Source organism: Pseudomonas sp. NBRC 100443 (genome assembly GCF_030268185.1).
GTDB classification, from domain to species: Bacteria; Pseudomonadota; Gammaproteobacteria; order Pseudomonadales; family Pseudomonadaceae; genus Pseudomonas; species Pseudomonas citronellolis.
The window spans coordinates 122,665-140,577 of sequence record NZ_BSQE01000007.1 but is presented as its reverse complement, the minus strand read 5'-3'; the positions used below and the strand labels follow the sequence as shown (position 1 = coordinate 140,577).

The following is a 17,913-nucleotide window of genomic DNA, read 5'->3' as shown; positions in this document are numbered from 1 at the left end:
CTGAGTGGGGGAGGCTCCCGGTTACGCTGGTGTTGGGCGTGGCCGCGTTCCCTCTCCCTAGCCCTCGGCTGCGCGCCCCGCCCTGAAGGGAGAGGGAGCCGTCCGTGCCGAGAGGAGGCCAGGTTTCAGTCGGCGATATTTGGCGTTGCCGGCTGACGCCAGAACATCCAGCCCTGCCCAACGGTCCCCTCTCCCTTCAGGGAGAGGGTTAGGGAGAGGGGCGGAGCCGAGCCAAGGCACCGTAGCCACCGGGGAATCCCCTTCGCGAGCAAGCTCGCACCTACAAGAGCAAGCGCGGTGCTGCGTGGGCTTTTCGTAGGAGCGAGCTTGCTCGCGAACAATCGGGATTTCCCGGCACCGCCGAACGCCCCGAAGGGGAAGGGCCAGGCGTCCTCTCGCTCCCACGAAAACCCCACCCAACCTTCCCCCGTCCGACCATCGAACAAATTCCCCCGCGCCTTGTACCCGCAGGCCCGCCCTGGCTTTACACTGCGCCTTACCGACGCTTTCTGTCGCATTTCCGAAAGCCTCGGAAATCCACGGGTTGGCGCTATAAGAAGTTGTCGCTTGGCGGCAATGCCAACCGGTTTTTCGTCCCTACAATCCTTCCATCGATAGCCGCCTCACCAGGCAGGAGAACACCGATGTCCGCTCCGCACGCTCAGGTACAACGCTCCGACTTCGACCAGCTGATGGTCCCCAACTACTCCCCGGCCGCTTTCATTCCGGTGCGTGGGCAGGGTTCGCGAGTCTGGGACCAGAGCGGCCGCGAGCTGGTGGACTTCGCCGGTGGCATCGCCGTGAACTCCCTGGGCCACTGCCACCCGGCGCTGGTGGGCGCGCTGGCCGAGCAGGCCAACAGGATCTGGCACGTATCCAACGTGTTCACCAACGAGCCGGCCCTGCGCCTGGCGCAGAAGCTGATCGGCGCCACCTTCGCCGAGCGGGTGTTCTTCGCCAACTCCGGCGCCGAGGCCAACGAGGCCGCGCTCAAGCTGGCGCGCCGTTACGCCCACGACGTCTACGGCCCGCAGAAGTACGAGATCATCTCGATGGTCAACAGCTTCCACGGCCGCACCCTGTTCACCGTCAACGTCGGCGGCCAGGCCAAGTATTCCGACGGCTTCGGGCCGAAGGTCGAAGGCATCACCCACATCCCGTTCAACGACCTGGATGCGCTCAAGGCCGCCATCTCGGACAAGACCTGCGCGGTCATCATCGAGCCGGTGCAGGGCGAGAGCGGCGTGCTGCCGGCCGACAAGGCCTACCTGGAAGGCGTGCGCAAGCTGTGCGACGACAACGGCGCGCTGCTGATCTTCGACGAAGTGCAGAGCGGTTTCGGCCGTACCGGCTACCTTTACGCCTACCAGCACTACGGCGTGGTCCCGGACATCCTTTCCAGCGCCAAGAGCCTGGGCGGCGGCTTCCCCATCGGCGCCATGCTGACCACCGCGAAGATCGCCGAACACCTGGTCGTCGGCACCCACGGCACCACCTACGGCGGCAACCCGCTGGCCTGCGCGGTGGCCGGCGCGGCCTTCGACGTGATCAATACGCCCGAGGTGCTCGAAGGCGTGCGCGCCAAGCACGAGCGCTTCAAGGCGCGCCTGGAGAAGCTTGGCCGGGAATACGGCATCTTCACCCAGGTCCGCGGCCTCGGCCTGCTGATCGGCGCGGTGCTGGCCGATGCCTGGAAGGGCAAGGCCAAGGATGTGTTCAACGCCGCCGAGAAGGAAGGCCTGATGATCCTCCAGGCCGGCCCGGACGTGGTGCGCTTCGCGCCCAGCCTGGTGATCGACGACGCCGACATCGACGAAGGCCTGGATCGCCTAGCGCGCGCGGTGGCCAAGCTCACCCGCGGCTGATCCGCAGTACGGCGCCGGGCACCCCGCCGGCGCCGGTTCGATGCGGCCGGCTTGCCCGGCCGTTTTTCGCAGGCCCCGAATGCGTTGGCGCAGGCTGTGCCGTGCCCGCGACGCGAAGGGGAAGTTCATATGGTTTTGTCTGGTTAGAGGAGTGACGCCATGCTGGTGATGCGCCCCGCCCAAGCGGCCGACCTGCAGCAGGTGCAGCGTCTCGCCGCGGACAGCCCGGTCGGCGTCACGTCGCTGCCGGACGACGCGGAACGGCTGAAGGAAAAGATCCTGGCCTCGGAGGCCTCGTTCGCCGCCGAAGTCAGCTACAACGGCGAGGAAAGCTACTTCTTCGTCCTCGAGGACACGCAGACCGGGCAACTGGTCGGCTGCTCGGCCATAGTCGCCTCGGCCGGCTTCTCCGAGCCCTTCTACAGCTTCCGCAACGAGACCTTCGTGCACGCCTCCCGCGAGCTGAAGATCCACAACAAGATCCACGTCCTCTCGCTGTGCCACGACCTCACCGGCAACAGCCTGCTGACCAGCTTCTACGTGCAGCGCGAGCTGGTGAACACGCCCATCGCCGAGCTCAACTCCCGCGGCCGCCTGCTGTTCATGGCCAGCCACCCGGAGCGCTTCGCCGACGCCGTGGTCACCGAGATCGTCGGCTACAGCGACGAGCAGGGCGAATCGCCGTTCTGGAACGCCGTGGGGCGCAACTTCTTCGACCTCAACTACAGCGAGGCCGAGAAGCTCTCGGGCCTGAAGAGCCGCACCTTCCTCGCCGAGCTGATGCCGCACTACCCGATCTACGTGCCGCTGCTGCCGGACGAGGCCCAGGAAGCCATGGGCCAGGTGCACCCGCGGGCGCAGATCACCTTCGACATCCTGATGCGCGAAGGCTTCGAGACCGACAACTACATCGACATCTTCGATGGCGGCCCGACCCTGCATGCGCGCACCTCGGGCATCCGCTCCATCGCCCAGAGCCGCCTGGTGCCGGTGCGCATCGGCGAGGTGCCCAAGGCCACCCGCAGCTACCTGGTCACCAACGGCCTGCTGCAGGACTACCGCGCCCTGGTCGCCGAGCTGGACTGGGTGCCCGGCAAGCCGGTGACCCTCAGCGCCGAAACCGCCGAGGCCCTGGGCATCGGCGAAGGCGCCAGCGTGCGTCTGGTAGCGGTTTAACGAGCTGGAAGCCAGAAGCCGGAAGCTGGAGGCTCAGCGCTTTCAACTTCCAGCTTCCGGCTTCCGGCTCATAGCTTGAACGGAGTGAATATGATCGTTCGTCCTGTCACCAGCGCCGACCTGCCGGCCCTCATCGAACTGGCGCGCAGCACCGGCACCGGGCTGACCACGCTGCCGGCCAACGAACAGCGCCTGGCGCACCGCGTCGGCTGGGCCGAGAAGGCCTTCCGCGGCGAAGCCGAGCGCGCCGACGCCGACTACCTGTTCGTCCTCGAGGACGATGCCGGCAAGGTCGTCGGCATCTCCGCCGTGGCCGGCGCCGTCGGCCTGCGCGAGCCCTGGTACAACTATCGCGTCGGCCTCACCGTCAGCGCCTCCCAGGAACTGGGCATCCACCGCGAGATCCCCACGCTGTTCCTGGCCAACGACCTCACCGGGCAGTCCGAGCTGTGCTCGCTGTTCCTGCATGCCGACCACCGCACGGGCCTCAACGGCCGCTTGCTGTCCAAGGCGCGCTTCCTGTTCATCGCCGAGTTCCGCGAGCTGTTCGGCGACAAGGTGATCGCCGAGATGCGCGGCATGTCCGACGCCGACGGCCGCTCGCCGTTCTGGGAAAGCCTGGGCCGGCACTTCTTCAAGATGGAATTCAGCCAGGCGGACTACCTGACCGGCGTCGGCAACAAGGCCTTCATCGCCGAACTGATGCCGAAATTCCCGCTGTACACCTGCTTCCTCTCGGAAGAGGCGCGCAACGTGATCGGCCGCGTGCACCCGGACACCGAGCCGGCGCTGGCCATGCTCAAGGCCGAGGGCTTCAGCTACCAGGGCTACGTCGACATCTTCGACGCAGGCCCGGCTATCGAGGCGCCGACCGAGAAGATCCGCGCCATCGCCGACAGCCAGGCACTGGTGCTGGCCATCGGCACGCCCGGCGACGACGCCGAGCCTTACCTGATCCACAACCGCAAGCGCGAGGAATGCCGCATCGCCGCGGCCCCGGCGCGGGTCGCCGCCGGCTCCCTGGTGGTCGACGCGCAGACCGCCAAGCGCCTGCGCCTGTCCGCCGGCGCCTCGGTGCGCGCGGTGCCGCTGTCCGCCGGAAAACGCTGATCCCGCGCGGATCGGAGGAGAACAAGAGATGACTACCCACTACATCGCCGGCCAGTGGCAGGCGGGCGAGGGCGCTACCCTGGAATCCCTCGACCCGGTCAGCCAGGCCGTGGTCTGGAGCGGCCGCGCCGCCAGCGCTGCACAGGTCGACGCCGCCGTGGCCGCCGCCCGCGCCGCCTTCCCGGCCTGGGCGCGGCGTCCGCTGGAAGAGCGCATCGTCGTGCTGGAAACCTTCGCCGCCACCCTCAAGGCGCGCAGCGACGAGCTGGCCCGGGCGATCGGCGAGGAAACCGGCAAGCCGCTGTGGGAAGCCGGCACCGAAGTCACCAGCATGGTCAACAAGGTGGCCATCTCGGTCCAGGCCTACCGCGAGCGCACCGGCATCAAGAGCGGCCCGCTGGCCGACGCCACTGCCGTGCTGCGCCACAAGCCGCACGGAGTGGTCGCGGTGTTCGGCCCCTACAACTTCCCCGGCCACCTGCCCAACGGCCATATAGTGCCGGCGCTGCTGGCCGGCAACTGCGTGATCTTCAAGCCCAGCGAACTGACGCCCAAGGTCGCCGAGCTGACCGTCCGCGCCTGGATCGACGCCGGCCTGCCGGCGGGCGTGCTCAACCTGGTGCAGGGCGCCCGCGACACCGGCGTGGCCCTGGCTGCGCACGCGGACATCGACGGCCTGTTCTTCACCGGCTCCAGCCGCACCGGCAACCTGCTGCACAGCCAGTTCGGCGGCCAGCCGCAGAAGATCCTGGCGCTGGAGATGGGCGGCAACAACCCGCTGATCGTCGATGAAGTGAAGGACATCGACGCCGCCGTCTACACCATCATCCAGTCCGCCTTCATCTCCGCCGGCCAGCGCTGCACCTGCGCGCGGCGCCTGCTGGTGCCGGCGGGCGAGTGGGGCGACGCCCTGCTGGCGCGCCTGGTGGCGGTGACCGCGAGCATCAAGGTCGGCCGCTTCGACGAACAGCCGGCGCCCTTCATGGGCTCGGTGATCTCCCTGGCCGCCGCCGAGCACCTGCTCAAGGCCCAGGAACAGCTGCTGGCCAACGGCGCCGTGGCCCTGCTGGCCATGTCCCAGCCGCTGGAAGGCGCGGCCCTGCTGACCCCCGGCATCCTCGACGTGAGCGGCGTGGCGCAGCGCCCGGACGAAGAATTCTTCGGCCCGCTGCTGCAGGTCATCCGCTACGGCGATTTCGACGAAGCCGTGCGCGAAGCCAACGCCACCCAGTACGGCCTGGCCGCCGGCCTGCTGTCCGATTCCCGCGAGCGCTTCGAGGGCTTCCTGCTCGACAGCCGCGCCGGCATCGTCAACTGGAACAAGCAACTGACCGGCGCCGCCAGCAGCGCGCCCTTCGGCGGTATCGGCGCCTCCGGCAACCACCGCCCGAGCGCTTACTACGCCGCCGACTACTGCGCCTATCCGGTGGCCTCGCTGGAAAGCGAAAGCCTTGCCCTGCCTGCAACCCTGACTCCGGGAGTGAGCCTGTGATGACCGCCCATGAAATGAACTTCGACGGTCTTGTCGGCCCGACGCACAACTATGGTGGCCTGTCCTACGGCAACGTCGCCTCGCAGAGCAACAGCCAGGTGGCGTCCAACCCGAAGGAAGCCGCCAAGCAGGGCCTGGCGAAGATGAAGGCGCTGATGGAAATGGGCTTCAAGCAGGGTGTGCTCGCCCCGCAGGAACGCCCGGCCGTGGCCTCGCTGCGAGCCCTCGGCTTCAGCGGCAGCGATGCCGAGGTGATCGCCAAGGCGGCGAAGGAAGCCATGCCGCTGCTCGCCGCGGTCAGCTCGGCCTCCTGCATGTGGACGGCCAACGCCGCCACCGTCAGCCCCAGCGCGGACACCGCCGATGGCCGCGTGCACTTCACCGCGGCGAACCTGAACTGCAAGTTCCACCGCTCCATCGAGCACCCGGTCACCAGCCGCATCCTCGGCGCCATGTTCCGCGACGAGAAACACTTCGCCCACCACGCGGCGCTGCCGGCGGTGGCGCAGTTCGGCGACGAGGGCGCGGCCAACCACACGCGCTTCTGCAAGGGCTACGGCGAGGCCGGCGTGGAGTTCTTCGTGTTCGGCCGCAGCGCCTTCGACAGCCGCTTCCCGGCGCCGCAGCGCTACCCGGCGCGGCAGACCCTCGAAGCCTGCCAGGCGGTGGCCCGCCTGCACGGCCTGGGCGAGGAGGGCGTGGTCTACGCCCAGCAGAACCCGGCGGTGATCGACCAGGGTGTGTTCCACAACGACGTGATTTCCGTGGGCAACGGCGAGGTGCTGTTCTACCACCAGGACGCCTTCCTCGACACCGACAAGGTACTGGCCGAGCTGGACGCCAAGCTGGGCCGCCGCGGCGGACGCTTCCAGCCGGTCTGCGTGCCGGGCGACCAGGTGAGCGTGGAAGACGCGGTCAGGTCCTACCTGTTCAACAGCCAACTGCTCAGCCGCGCCGACGGCAGCATGCTGCTGATCGTCCCGGAAGAGTGCCGGCAGAACGAGCGCGTGTGGAACTACCTGTCGCGCCTGACTGCCGAGGGCGGGCCGATCCGCGAAGTGAAGGTCTTCGACCTCAAGCAGAGCATGCAGAACGGCGGCGGCCCGGCCTGCCTGCGCCTGCGCGTGGCGCTCAACGAGGCCGAGCTGGCCGCGGTGAACCCGGGCGTGGTCATGACCCCGGCGCTGTACGACACCCTGGTGGCCTGGGTCGACAAGCACTACCGCGACCGCCTGTCCGAAGCCGACCTGGCCGACCCGCAGTTGCTGGTGGAGTGCCGGACGGCATTGGATGAACTGAGCCGGATCCTTAAACTGGGCTCCGTCTATCCCTTCCAGATGAGTTGAACATCATGACCACCGAAAGCCTCCCGCTGATCCTCGAAGACGCCACCGGCGCCCGTCGCGAGACCCACAGCGCCCGCCTGGCCATCCGCCTGGAGGGCCGCGACCTGTGGCTGGAGGCCGACGGCAAGGGCGGCCTGCTGATCTACGCCGAGTCCTTCGAGGAGGACACCGAGGTGCCGCTGCTGGTGGTCCGCCCGCAGGCGGTCAACCAGCTCAGCCTGAGCCTGGAGCTGGAGGCCGCCGAAGTCCACGAACATGGTCCAGACTGTGGATGTGACCATCACTGATCGCAGGGGCCGCCGCCCGCAGGTGCCGGCGGCCAACCGGGAGACCCGCGCATGCTAGCACTGGGCAAGCTGCTCGACCTGACCCTCGTCGGTCGCGAGCCGACCGAGAAGATCCAGCTCACCGCCGACGGCACGCGCCTGCACTGGCTGGCCGAAGGCGCCCTCGAGGTGACCCCCGCCAGCGGCCGCGACAACGGCCTGGACCTGCTGCTCTCGGCCGGCATCCACGGCAACGAGACGGCGCCCATCGAACTGCTCGACCGCCTGGTCCAGCGCATCGCCCGCGGCGAGCTGAAGCCGGCGGCGCGCCTGCTGTTCCTGCTCGGCAACCCGGAGGCCATGCGCCGTGGCGAGCGCTACCTGGAACAGGACATCAACCGCCTGTTCTGCGGCCGCCACGAGGACGGCAGCGGCAGCGAGGCCCTGCGCGCCGCCGAGCTGGAACGCCTGGCCGCGGCCTTCTTCGCCCGCGACGGCCGCCAGCGCCTGCACTACGACCTGCACACGGCGATCCGCGGCTCGAAGATCGAGCAGTTCGCCCTCTACCCCTGGAGCGAGGGCCGCGAGCATTCCCGCGCGGAGCTGGCGCGCCTGCGCAGCGCCGGGATAGACGCGGTGCTGCTGCAGAACAAGACCGGCATCACCTTCAGCTCCTACACCTACAGCCGCCTGGGCGCCGAGGCCTTCACCCTGGAACTGGGCAAGGCGCGGCCGTTCGGGCAGAACCAGGTGGTCAACCTGGGCCGCCTGGAGGCGCTGCTGCAGGTGCTGGTCGACGGCAGCGAGGCGCCGGTGGAGGAGGGCGGGCTGGACGGCCTGCAGCTGTTCGCCGTGTCCCGCGAGGTGATCAAGCACAGCGACCACTTCCGCCTGCACCTGGACGACGCCGTGGACAACTTCACCGAGCTGGACCACGGCTACCTGCTAGCCGAGGACATCGGCGGTACCCGCTGGATCGTCGAAGAGAAAGGCGCGCGCATCATCTTCCCCAACCCGCGGGTGCGGAACGGCCTGCGCGCCGGCATTCTCGTGGTGCCCACCAAGCTCTGAGCGCCTGGCGCTCGGGGGCTGCCCCACCCAGGTCATTCCCCTGTAGGAGCGCGCCCTGCGCGCGATTTCGCGGGCAGGGCCCGCTCCTACAGGTTGCCGGGAGGCACGGTATTCCTCCCATCGTAGCGGACCTTGTCCGCGATAGCCGAAATCACCGGCGCGATTCGCGGATGAGATCCCTACGCTGCGCCACCCGTGCAATTCCCCTGTAGGAGCGCGCCCTGCGCGCGAAATCGCGGGCAGGGCCCGCTCCTACAGGTTGGCGGGAGGCACGGCATTCCTCCCATCGTAGGAGCGGACCTTGTCCGCGATAGCCGAACGTTCCGGCGCGAATCGCGGATGAGATCCGCTCCTACTCTGTTCCACCCACGCCATTCCCCTGCCGCGAATAGCCGCCTTCCAAGCCTTGTCCCCAGGCAGCCAAGCACATAGCATCGGGCTCTTTCCCCGCGTCCCAGGAGCCCCGTCATGTCCGTCATCGACCTTCGCAGCGACACCGTCACCCTGCCCAGCGCCGGGATGCGCGAGGCCATGGCCCGGGCCGAGCTGGGCGACGACGTGTATGGCGAGGACCCCACCGTCAACCGCCTGGAGGCCGTCCTGGCCGAACGCCTGGGTTTCGAGGCCGGGCTCTTCGTGCCCAGCGGCACCATGAGCAACCTGCTCGGGCTGATGGCCCACTGCGAACGCGGCGACGAGTACATCGTCGGCCAGCAGGCCCACACCTATAAATACGAAGGCGGCGGCGCCGCGGTGCTCGGCTCCATCCAGCCGCAGCCCATCGAGGGCGAGGCCGACGGCTCGCTGGACCTGGCCAAGGTCGAGGCGGCCATCAAGCAGGACGACTTCCACTTCGCCCGCACCCGCCTGCTGGCGCTGGAAAACACCATGCAGGGCAAGGTCCTGCCGCTGGCCTACCTGGCCGCCGCCCGCGAGCTGACGCTGCGCCGCGGCCTGGCCCTGCACCTGGACGGCGCGCGCCTGTACAACGCCGCGGTCAAGCTGGGCGTGGATGCCAGTGAGATCACCCGCCACTTCGATTCCGTCTCGGTGTGCCTGTCCAAGGGCCTGGGCGCGCCGGTGGGCTCGGTGCTGTGCGGCAGCGCCGGGCTGATCGGCAAGGCCCGGCGCCTGCGCAAGATGGTCGGCGGCGGCATGCGCCAGGCCGGCGGGCTCGCGGCGGCCGGGCTGTATGCCCTGGACCACCAGGTGCAGCGCCTGGCCGAGGACCACGCCAACGCCGAAACCCTCGGCCGCGGCCTGGCGGACCTGGGCTACGCCGTCGAGCCGGTGCAGACCAACATGGTCTACGTCGACCTCGGCGAGCGCGCCGCGGCCCTGCGCGACTTCCTCGGCGGGCGCGGCATCCGCGTCAGCGCCGCCCCGCGCCTGCGCCTGGTTACCCACCTGGACGTGAAAACCGCGGACATTCCCCGTATCGTCGAGGCTTTCGCCGCCTTTCGTCGCGACTGACTAGGATAGAGGCGCAATAGCTGCCATCTATCGTAGAAACACACTGTACCCGGTGCGCAGGGCCGATATAATGCGGCCCTTTGCCGGCGATTCGTGGCCGCATTTTTCCGTGGAAGAACCTATGAAAAGCGCTGAAATCCGTGAAGCCTTCCTCCGCTTCTTCGAAGAGAAGGGGCACACCCGCGTAGCGTCCAGTTCGCTGATTCCGGCGAACGACCCGACCCTGCTGTTCACCAACGCCGGCATGAACCAGTTCAAGGACTGCTTCCTCGGCCTGGAAAAGCGCGCCTACACCCGCGCCACCACCAGCCAGAAGTGCGTCCGCGCCGGCGGCAAGCACAACGACCTGGAAAACGTCGGCTACACCGCGCGCCACCACACCTTCTTCGAAATGCTGGGCAACTTCAGCTTCGGCGACTACTTCAAGCGCGACGCCATCCACTACGCCTGGGAATTCCTCACCTCGGACAAGTGGCTGAACCTGCCCAAGGACAAGCTCTGGGTCACCGTCTACGCCAGCGATGACGAGGCCTACGACATCTGGACCCAGGAAGTCGGCGTGCCCGCCGAGCGCATGGTGCGCATCGGCGACAACAAGGGCGCCCCCTACGCCTCCGACAACTTCTGGGCGATGGGCGACACCGGCCCCTGCGGCCCCTGCACCGAGATCTTCTACGACCACGGCGCCGACATCTGGGGCGGCCCGCCCGGCTCCCCGGAAGAGGACGGCGACCGCTACATCGAGATCTGGAACAACGTGTTCATGCAGTTCAACCGCACCGCGGACGGCGTCATGCACCCGCTGCCGGCGCCGAGCGTGGACACCGGCATGGGCCTGGAGCGCATCAGCGCCGTGCTGCAGCACGTCCACTCGAACTACGAGATCGACCTGTTCCAGAGCCTGCTCAAAGCCTCCGCCGAAGCCATCGGCTGCGCCAACGACGACGCGCCGTCGCTGAAGGTGGTGGCCGACCACATCCGTTCCTGCAGCTTCCTCATCGCCGACGGCGTGCTACCGTCCAACGAGGGCCGCGGCTACGTGCTGCGCCGCATCATCCGCCGCGCCTGCCGCCACGGCAACAAGCTGGGCGCCAAGGGCAGCTTCTTCCACAAGATCGTCGCCGCCCTGGTGGCCGAGATGGGCGAGGCTTTCCCCGAGCTGAAGCAGCAGCAGGCGCACATCGAGCGCGTGCTCAAGACCGAGGAAGAGCAGTTCGCCAAGACCCTGGAGCAGGGCCTGAAGATCCTCGAGCAGGACCTGAGCGAGCTGAAGGGCAGCGTCATCCCCGGCAACGTGGTGTTCAAGCTGTACGACACCTACGGCTTCCCGGTGGACCTGACCAACGACATCGCCCGCGAGCGCAGCCTGACCCTCGACGAGGAAGGCTTCGAGCGCGAGATGGAGGCCCAGCGCGAGCGCGCCCGCTCCGCCAGCGCCTTCGGCATGGACTACAACGCCCTGGTCAAGGTCGACGGCGACACCCGCTTCCTGGGCTACCAGGGCGTGTCCGGCGCCGGCCAGATCATCGCGCTGTTCAAGGACGGCAAGGCCGTCGAGAAGCTCACTGAAGGCGAGGAGGGCGTGGTCGTCCTCGACCAGACGCCGTTCTACGCCGAATCCGGCGGCCAGGTCGGCGACTGCGGCACCCTCTCCGGCGCTGGCGTGCGCTTCGACGTGCGCGACACCACCAAGGCCGGCGGCGCCCACCTGCACCACGGCATCGTCGCCCAGGGCAGCCTGAGCGTCGGCGCCGCGGTCAAGGCCGAGGTCGATGCCAGCGTGCGCCAGGCCACCGCGCTGAACCACTCCGCCACCCACCTGCTGCACGCCGCGCTGCGCCAGGTGCTGGGCGACCACGTGCAGCAGAAGGGCTCGCTGGTGGACAGCCAGCGCCTGCGCTTCGACTTCAGCCACTTCGAGGCCATCAAGCCCGAGCAACTGAAGCAGCTGGAGGACATCGTCAACCGCGAGATCCGCGCCAACAGCGTCGTGGAAACCGAAGAGACCGACATCGACACCGCCAAGGCCAAGGGCGCCATGGCGCTGTTCGGCGAGAAGTATGGCGACCAGGTGCGCGTGCTGACCATGGGCGGCGGTTTCTCCGTCGAACTGTGCGGCGGCACCCACGTCGGCCGCACCGGCGACATCGGCCTGTTCAAGATCACCAGCGAAGGCGGCGTGGCCGCCGGCGTGCGCCGCATCGAGGCGGTGACCGGCGCGGCTGCGCTGGCCTACCTCAACGGCGCCGAAGAGCAGCTCAAGGAAGCGGCCGGCCTGGTCAAGGGCAGCCGCGACAACCTGCTGGACAAGCTCGCCGGCCTGCTGGAGCGCAACCGCCAGCTGGAGAAGGAGCTGGAGCAGCTCAAGGCCAAGGCCGCCAGCGCCGCCGGCGACGACCTGGCCGGCTCGGCCGTGGACGTGGCGGGCGTGAAAGTGCTGGCCGCGCGTCTCGACGGCCTGGACGGCAAGGCGCTGCTGGCGCTGGTCGACCAGTTGAAGAACAAGCTGGGCAGCGGCGTGATCCTGCTCGGCGGCGTGTTCGAGGAGAAAGTGGTGCTGGTCGCCGGGGTGACCCAGGACCTGGCCGCCAAACTCAAGGCCGGCGACCTGATGAAGCAGGCCGCGGCAGCCGTGGGCGGCAAGGGCGGCGGTCGCCCGGACATGGCCCAGGGCGGCGGCACCGACGCCGGCAAGCTGGACGAGGCCCTGGCCCTGGCCAAGGCCTTCGTCGAACAGGGCCGGTAAGCACCGGCAAGGCCAGGCCCGCGGCGCGCCCGGCGGGCCTTGGCAAGGGGCAGCGATGTCTGTCTAATGGGCGCCCTTCAGGAATCAGGCGGCTTTTGAAATGGCTTTGATCGTACAGAAGTTTGGAGGGACCTCCGTCGGCACCGTCGAGCGTATCGAGCAGGTAGCCGAGAAGGTGAAGAAATTCCGCGAGGCGGGTGACGATATCGTGGTGGTGGTTTCCGCCATGAGCGGCGAGACCAACCGCCTGATCGGCCTGGCCAAGCAGATCATGGACCAACCGGTTCCGCGCGAACTGGACGTCATGGTCTCCACCGGCGAGCAGGTGACCATCGCCCTGCTGAGCATGGCCCTGATCAAGCGCGGCGTGCCGGCGGTTTCCTACACCGGCAACCAGGTGCGCATCCTGACCGACAGCGCGCACACCAAGGCGCGTATCCTGAGCATCGACGACGCCAACATCCGCGCCGACCTCAAGGCCGGCCGCGTGGTCGTGGTCGCCGGCTTCCAGGGTGTGGACGAGCACGGCAGCATCACCACCCTCGGCCGCGGCGGCTCCGACACCACCGGCGTGGCGCTGGCCGCGGCGCTGAAGGCCGACGAGTGCCAGATCTATACCGACGTCGATGGCGTCTACACCACCGACCCGCGCGTAGTGCCGCAGGCCCGCCGACTGGACAAGATCACCTTCGAGGAAATGCTGGAAATGGCCAGCCTCGGCTCCAAGGTGCTGCAGATCCGCTCGGTGGAGTTCGCCGGCAAGTACAATGTTCCGCTGCGCGTGCTGCACAGCTTCCAGGAGGGTCCGGGCACCCTCATTACCCTTGATGAAGAGGAATCCATGGAACAGCCGATCATCTCCGGCATCGCCTTCAACCGCGACGAAGCCAAGCTGACCATCCGTGGCGTACCGGATACCCCCGGGGTGGCCTTCAAGATCCTCGGGCCGATCAGTGCCGCGAACATCGAAGTCGACATGATCGTGCAGAACGTCTCGCACGATAACACCACCGACTTCACCTTCACCGTGCACCGCAACGACTACCTGGCCGCCCTGGAAATCCTCAAGCAGACCGCCGCCAACATCGGCGCGCGCGAAGCCACCGGCGACACCAACATCGCCAAGGTCTCCATCGTCGGTGTCGGCATGCGTTCCCACGCCGGCGTCGCCAGCCGCATGTTCGAGGCGCTGGCCAAGGAAAGCATCAACATCCAGATGATCTCCACCTCGGAAATCAAGGTGTCCGTGGTCATCGAGGAAAAATACCTGGAGCTCGCGGTGCGCGCCTTGCACACTGCCTTCGAGCTGGATGCCCCGGCCCGCCAGGGCGAGTAAGAGGGCATCATGCAAAAGGCGCGGCTCATCCCGCGCCTTTTGTCGTTTTTGACCGGGCCGCCGGAACTTTCATTCCGCGCGGACTGGTCAATACTTGGGTGAAGGAGCACACACTTGATATTCAGTGGCTCTGCCGCCATTTCTTTTTTTGCAGACTGCTTATCCGAAACACGAAAGGAGAAAGGAATGCTGATTCTGACTCGCCGGGTCGGAGAGACCCTGATGGTTGGTGATGACGTCACTGTGACTGTGCTGGGCGTCAAGGGAAATCAGGTGCGCATTGGCGTGAACGCGCCGAAGGAAGTCGCTGTTCACCGCGAAGAGATCTACCAGCGCATCCAGAAAGAGAAAGACCAAGAACCAAACCATTAATTTTTCTATAAAAAATTCTTTGCAAACGGGGAAAACATGGATATCATGCGCCCCGTGTTGCGGAGAGGTGGCCGAGTGGCCGAAGGCGCTCCCCTGCTAAGGGAGTACACCTCAAAAGGGTGTCGGGGGTTCGAATCCCCCCCTCTCCGCCATTTGCACGTTCTGCTGCGAATGACGAGTCAGGTAGCTAAGCTACTGAAAAGATTGAAAAATCTGTTTGACACGTCTGAATGTTCGGACTAGAATTTGCGCCCCATCAGCGCACTCATAGCTCAGCTGGATAGAGTACTCGGCTACGAACCGAGCGGTCGGAGGTTCGAATCCTCCTGAGTGCGCCACTACACAGGCGGTACGCGAAAGCGGACGCCAGCAGCGACGAAAGGCCTCGGCCCGAGAAGCTGCACCAGTTGGTGAACCTGGCTAAACTGCACCAACCAGCGCACTCATAGCTCAGCTGGATAGAGTACTCGGCTACGAACCGAGCGGTCGGAGGTTCGAATCCTCCTGAGTGCGCCATCTACCGAAAGGGCCTGCAGCAATGCAGGCCCTTTTTCTTTGTCCGCATTTTTCCAAGTCGGCCAGGCTCAGCGCCGCTTGCGTGTGGCCTTGCCCTGCACGCAGCCGAACTCGTCGAAGGTCACCGTGCGCCGGCCCTGGCCGGGCCTGGCGTCGTAGTGGTAGCGCTGCCGGTCATCCAACTGGCTGATGCGGTCCGGGCGGCCGAAGGCGCTTTCCACGTCCGCGCGGGTCATGCCGGCGCGGATGCGCTTCTGCAGGATGGCGGTGCGTCTTTCCCGCTCGTCGAGGCGGTTGCCGCAGCCGTCCTCGCGTTCGCCGACCACCACCAGCGGCGTGTCGGATGGCGTGCGCCGGCTCTCCTGGGAGGGGCGGGCGAGGGGCACCGGCCTGCCGCTGCCCGGCGTCGGGTTGTGCGCGCGCTGCCGGCTTTGCGCCTGGCCCGGCGGGCAGCCATGCTGGTGGAAGCTGACACGGCCATCTGCGGCCTCGCAGCGGAACGGCGTGGCGGCGGGATTGTCCATTGGCATGAGGGCGAGCAGCGGGAGCAGCAGGCAGTGCAGGGGCGACAGGCGCATCTCCGATCCTCCGTGACAGGGTTGCATGCAGCCTATCCCGCCTGGCCTCCGCGAAATTTCCGGGTGTCTCGACAGGTTTTTCCGGCGTCTGTGATAGCCAGTGAAGTAACCCTCAACTTTGTGCCGCAAGCGATTGTTCTAGCCGCTATTTTGTAACGCTGAACAGGCTCCGGAGTGTTATCATTTCTCCTATCTGCCCGATATGGGCGCGTGGGCACACCACCATGGACTTACCCAGTAGTTACCCAGAACCCCGATTGCCTCAACACGACCTGATGTTTTAAGCCCCCGTGCGCGCTCCGCCGCTGGGGGTGGAGCGTGCTATGACCGAAGTAGAAGCCAAGAAGCCGCAGGAAAGCCTGCAGGACCGCCTGAACCAGGTGGTCGAGCTGCTGAACAAGCACAAGCTGGTCGAAGACCTGGCGCACCGCCAGGAGGGCCAGCACCAGGACCTCGTCGAGAACCTGGTACACCGGCAGAACCTCGCCGAGCTGCAGCGCAAGCTCGATGACCTGCACCCCGCCGACATCGCCCACATCCTCGAATCGCTGCCGCTGGGCGACCGCCTGACGGTCTGGCAGCTGGTCAAGGCCGAGCGCGACGGCGACATTCTCCTGGAAGTATCCGACGCCGTCCGCGAGACGCTGATCGCCGACATGGACGATCACGAGATCCTCGCCGCGGCCAAGGAGATGGACGCCGACGAACTCGCCGACCTGGCGCCGGAACTGCCGCGCGACGTCGTCCACGAGCTGATGGAAACCCTCGATGCGCAGCAGCGCGAGCGCGTGCGCTCGGCGTTGTCCTACGAGGAAGACGAAGTCGGCGCGCTGATGGACTTCGAGATGGTCACCATCCGCGACGACGTCAGCCTGGAAGTGGTGCTGCGCTACCTGCGCCGCCTGAAGGAGCTGCCGGGGCATACCGACAAGCTGTTCGTGGTCGACTACGACGGCCTGCTCAAGGGCGTGCTGCCGATCAAGCGCCTGCTGGTCAACGACCCGGACAAGCAGGTGGCCGAGGTCATGGCCACCGACCCGGTGACCTTCCAGCCCGACGAGGACGGCTACGACGCCGCCCAGGCGTTCGAGCGCTACGACCTGATCTCCGCCCCGGTGGTGGACAAGAACGGCAAGCTGATCGGCCGCCTGACCATCGACGAGATGGTCGACCTCATCCGCGAGGAGAGCGAGACCGAAGTGCTGAACATGGCCGGTCTGCGCGAGGAGGAAGACATCTTCGCCTCGGTGTGGAAGTCGGTGCGCAACCGCTGGACCTGGCTGGCCACCAACCTGATCACCGCCTTCGTCGCCTCGCGGGTGATCGGCCTGTTCGAAGGCTCCATCGAGAAGCTGGTGGCGCTGGCCGCGCTGATGCCCATCGTCGCCGGCATCGGCGGCAACTCGGGCAACCAGACCATCACCATGATCGTCCGCGCCATCGCCCTGGACCAGATCCAGACCAGCAACGCCACGCGCCTGCTGCGCAAGGAGCTGGGCGTGGCGCTGGTCAACGGCCTGGTGTGGGGCGGGGTGATAGGCGTGGTGGCCTTCTACCTGTACGGCAACTGGGAGCTGGGCGTGGTGATGACCGCGGCCATGACCCTCAACCTGCTGCTGGCGGCGCTGGCGGGGGTGCTGATCCCGATGACGCTGCTGCGCCTGGGGCGCGATCCGGCGATGGGCTCCAGCGTGATGATCACCGCCATGACCGACAGCGGTGGGTTCTTCATCTTCCTGGGTCTGGCCACGCTGTTCCTGATGTAGGCCCGCAGTGGCCGCGAAAAACCGCCTTCGGGCGGTTTTTGCGTTTTCGGGGGAGGTTTTTTTGCAGGCAGGAATCGGGGCTCTCGCGACATCCGTGTCGCATGTCCAGGAAGCACGACTTTTCGTAGGATGGCGTTGAGCGAAGCGATACCCATCATCAGGGTTCGATGGGTTTCGCAAGCTCAACCCATCCTACGAAGAGGACCTCGGCGCAAGCCTAAGGTTCAGGGAGGCGCGGGCGTAGGAGCGGACCTTGTCCGCGATCGGATTCACCGGCCACGCCGGACGGGGCATGGGGCGCGGGAATGAAAAATGCCGTTTCCCCCATGGGAGAAACGGCATTTCCGTTTAAGCGAACAGCGCTTCGGTGCAGTTGGGCTCAGGCGTTGCTGGCCATTTCCGCATCGTGGGCGATCAGGGCGATCAGGGCATTCTGCTGGCGGTGGGTCAGCTGGCGGAAGCGCTGCAGCAGCTCACGCTCGTGCAGGCTCAGCTCGGGGCTGTCCAGGCGGATGCCGAGATTGTCCTGCAGGGCGCCCTCTTGCAGCAGGCTCTGCTCCAGGCGGGCGATGATTTCCGAGTTCATGCTGCGATGGTGATTGCGGGCGACCTCGGCGATACGCTCGCGCATGCCTTCGGGCAGACGGACGACGAACTTGTCGGCGGTGCGACTGGAGTAGCTTGGGGTTGCCTGTTTCAATGGGCGCATACATTAAACCTGTAAGTCAGGGAAACGGTGCCAGGGGGTCTGTGTTCGAGTCCCTATGACAGCGAAATCCGTTGGCCGTTCAGCGCAAGGG

The 17,913-nt window shown here is 66.9% G+C and carries 14 protein-coding genes and 3 tRNA genes; 15 read left to right on the top strand and 2 right to left on the bottom strand.

Annotation, left to right across the window (positions count from 1 at the left end):
• Nucleotides 1–644 precede the first annotated feature (644 nt).
• The 14 genes from QSJ95_RS11465 (at nt 645) to QSJ95_RS11400 (ending at nt 14,769) form a co-directional block, all read left to right on the top strand.
• Entirely contained in the window at nt 645–1,865 is a 1,221-nt protein-coding gene (locus QSJ95_RS11465) for an aspartate aminotransferase family protein (protein WP_285642469.1), read from the top strand.
• Between the two features lie 159 nt (nt 1,866–2,024).
• Nucleotides 2,025–3,041: an arginine/ornithine succinyltransferase subunit alpha gene (gene aruF, locus QSJ95_RS11460; protein ID WP_043267708.1), complete on the top strand. Its 1,017-nt coding sequence runs from the start codon at nt 2,025–2,027 to the stop codon at nt 3,039–3,041.
• 90 nt (nt 3,042–3,131) lie between these two features.
• Nucleotides 3,132–4,151: an arginine N-succinyltransferase gene (gene astA, locus QSJ95_RS11455; protein WP_043267706.1), complete on the top strand. Its 1,020-nt coding sequence runs from the start codon at nt 3,132–3,134 to the stop codon at nt 4,149–4,151.
• 28 nt (nt 4,152–4,179) lie between these two features.
• Complete coding sequence (gene astD / locus QSJ95_RS11450; RefSeq protein ID WP_285642466.1) at nt 4,180–5,643, top strand: succinylglutamate-semialdehyde dehydrogenase; 1,464 nt, start codon at nt 4,180–4,182, stop codon at nt 5,641–5,643.
• On the top strand, nt 5,643–6,989 hold the full coding sequence (gene astB / locus QSJ95_RS11445) for an N-succinylarginine dihydrolase (protein ID WP_285642465.1): 1,347 nt from the start codon (nt 5,643–5,645) through the stop codon (nt 6,987–6,989). The genes astD and astB overlap by 1 nt, the downstream gene beginning before the upstream one ends.
• A gap of 5 nt (nt 6,990–6,994) precedes the next feature.
• Nucleotides 6,995–7,276, top strand: a complete 282-nt coding sequence (locus tag QSJ95_RS11440) for a hypothetical protein (RefSeq protein WP_009620763.1) — start codon at nt 6,995–6,997, stop codon at nt 7,274–7,276.
• A gap of 51 nt (nt 7,277–7,327) precedes the next feature.
• On the top strand, nt 7,328–8,326 hold the full coding sequence (gene astE, locus QSJ95_RS11435) for a succinylglutamate desuccinylase (RefSeq protein ID WP_043314241.1): 999 nt from the start codon (nt 7,328–7,330) through the stop codon (nt 8,324–8,326).
• Between the two features lie 468 nt (nt 8,327–8,794).
• Complete coding sequence (gene ltaE, locus QSJ95_RS11430) at nt 8,795–9,799, top strand: low-specificity L-threonine aldolase (RefSeq protein ID WP_285642464.1); 1,005 nt, start codon at nt 8,795–8,797, stop codon at nt 9,797–9,799.
• 121 nt (nt 9,800–9,920) lie between these two features.
• The gene (gene alaS, locus QSJ95_RS11425) at nt 9,921–12,545 is read left to right on the top strand and encodes an alanine--tRNA ligase (RefSeq protein ID WP_285642463.1); all 2,625 of its coding nucleotides are present in this window, start codon (nt 9,921–9,923) and stop codon (nt 12,543–12,545) included.
• Between the two features lie 100 nt (nt 12,546–12,645).
• The gene (locus tag QSJ95_RS11420) at nt 12,646–13,881 is read left to right on the top strand and encodes an aspartate kinase (protein ID WP_009620772.1); all 1,236 of its coding nucleotides are present in this window, start codon (nt 12,646–12,648) and stop codon (nt 13,879–13,881) included.
• A 186-nt stretch (nt 13,882–14,067) separates the two neighbouring features.
• The gene (csrA, locus tag QSJ95_RS11415) at nt 14,068–14,253 is read left to right on the top strand and encodes a carbon storage regulator CsrA (protein WP_003085981.1); all 186 of its coding nucleotides are present in this window, start codon (nt 14,068–14,070) and stop codon (nt 14,251–14,253) included.
• A gap of 61 nt (nt 14,254–14,314) precedes the next feature.
• Nucleotides 14,315–14,405 (top strand) — tRNA-Ser (locus tag QSJ95_RS11410).
• A gap of 109 nt (nt 14,406–14,514) precedes the next feature.
• A tRNA-Arg gene (locus tag QSJ95_RS11405) sits at nt 14,515–14,591 on the top strand.
• Nucleotides 14,592–14,692: 101 nt separating this feature from the next.
• Nucleotides 14,693–14,769 (top strand) — tRNA-Arg (locus QSJ95_RS11400).
• Between the two features lie 68 nt (nt 14,770–14,837).
• Here QSJ95_RS11400 and bamE read toward each other — a convergent pair.
• On the bottom strand, nt 14,838–15,347 hold the full coding sequence (gene bamE / locus QSJ95_RS11395; RefSeq protein ID WP_285642462.1) for an outer membrane protein assembly factor BamE domain-containing protein: 510 nt from the start codon (nt 15,345–15,347) through the stop codon (nt 14,838–14,840).
• A 323-nt stretch (nt 15,348–15,670) separates the two neighbouring features.
• On the opposite strand from bamE, the gene mgtE reads away from it, so the two are divergent.
• Nucleotides 15,671–17,113 (top strand): magnesium transporter, encoded by a 1,443-nt coding sequence (gene mgtE / locus QSJ95_RS11390; protein ID WP_009620782.1) that lies wholly within the window; start codon nt 15,671–15,673, stop codon nt 17,111–17,113.
• Nucleotides 17,114–17,492: 379 nt separating this feature from the next.
• On the opposite strand, the gene amrZ is transcribed toward mgtE, so the two are convergent.
• Entirely contained in the window at nt 17,493–17,822 is a 330-nt protein-coding gene (gene amrZ, locus QSJ95_RS11385) for a transcriptional regulator AmrZ (protein WP_009620783.1), read from the bottom strand.
• Nucleotides 17,823–17,913: the final 91 nt, after the last annotated feature.

Coding starts and splice junctions, on each gene's coding strand:
- QSJ95_RS11465 (WP_285642469.1), top strand. CDS start 645: ATGTCCGCTCCGCACGCTCAGGTACAACGCTCCGACTTCGACCAGCTG.
- aruF (WP_043267708.1), top strand. CDS start 2,025: ATGCTGGTGATGCGCCCCGCCCAAGCGGCCGACCTGCAGCAGGTGCAG.
- astA (WP_043267706.1), top strand. CDS start 3,132: ATGATCGTTCGTCCTGTCACCAGCGCCGACCTGCCGGCCCTCATCGAA.
- astD (WP_285642466.1), top strand. CDS start 4,180: ATGACTACCCACTACATCGCCGGCCAGTGGCAGGCGGGCGAGGGCGCT.
- astB (WP_285642465.1), top strand. CDS start 5,643: ATGACCGCCCATGAAATGAACTTCGACGGTCTTGTCGGCCCGACGCAC.
- QSJ95_RS11440 (WP_009620763.1), top strand. CDS start 6,995: ATGACCACCGAAAGCCTCCCGCTGATCCTCGAAGACGCCACCGGCGCC.
- astE (WP_043314241.1), top strand. CDS start 7,328: ATGCTAGCACTGGGCAAGCTGCTCGACCTGACCCTCGTCGGTCGCGAG.
- ltaE (WP_285642464.1), top strand. CDS start 8,795: ATGTCCGTCATCGACCTTCGCAGCGACACCGTCACCCTGCCCAGCGCC.
- alaS (WP_285642463.1), top strand. CDS start 9,921: ATGAAAAGCGCTGAAATCCGTGAAGCCTTCCTCCGCTTCTTCGAAGAG.
- QSJ95_RS11420 (WP_009620772.1), top strand. CDS start 12,646: ATGGCTTTGATCGTACAGAAGTTTGGAGGGACCTCCGTCGGCACCGTC.
- csrA (WP_003085981.1), top strand. CDS start 14,068: ATGCTGATTCTGACTCGCCGGGTCGGAGAGACCCTGATGGTTGGTGAT.
- bamE (WP_285642462.1), bottom strand. CDS start 15,347: ATGCGCCTGTCGCCCCTGCACTGCCTGCTGCTCCCGCTGCTCGCCCTC.
- mgtE (WP_009620782.1), top strand. CDS start 15,671: ATGACCGAAGTAGAAGCCAAGAAGCCGCAGGAAAGCCTGCAGGACCGC.
- amrZ (WP_009620783.1), bottom strand. CDS start 17,822: ATGCGCCCATTGAAACAGGCAACCCCAAGCTACTCCAGTCGCACCGCC.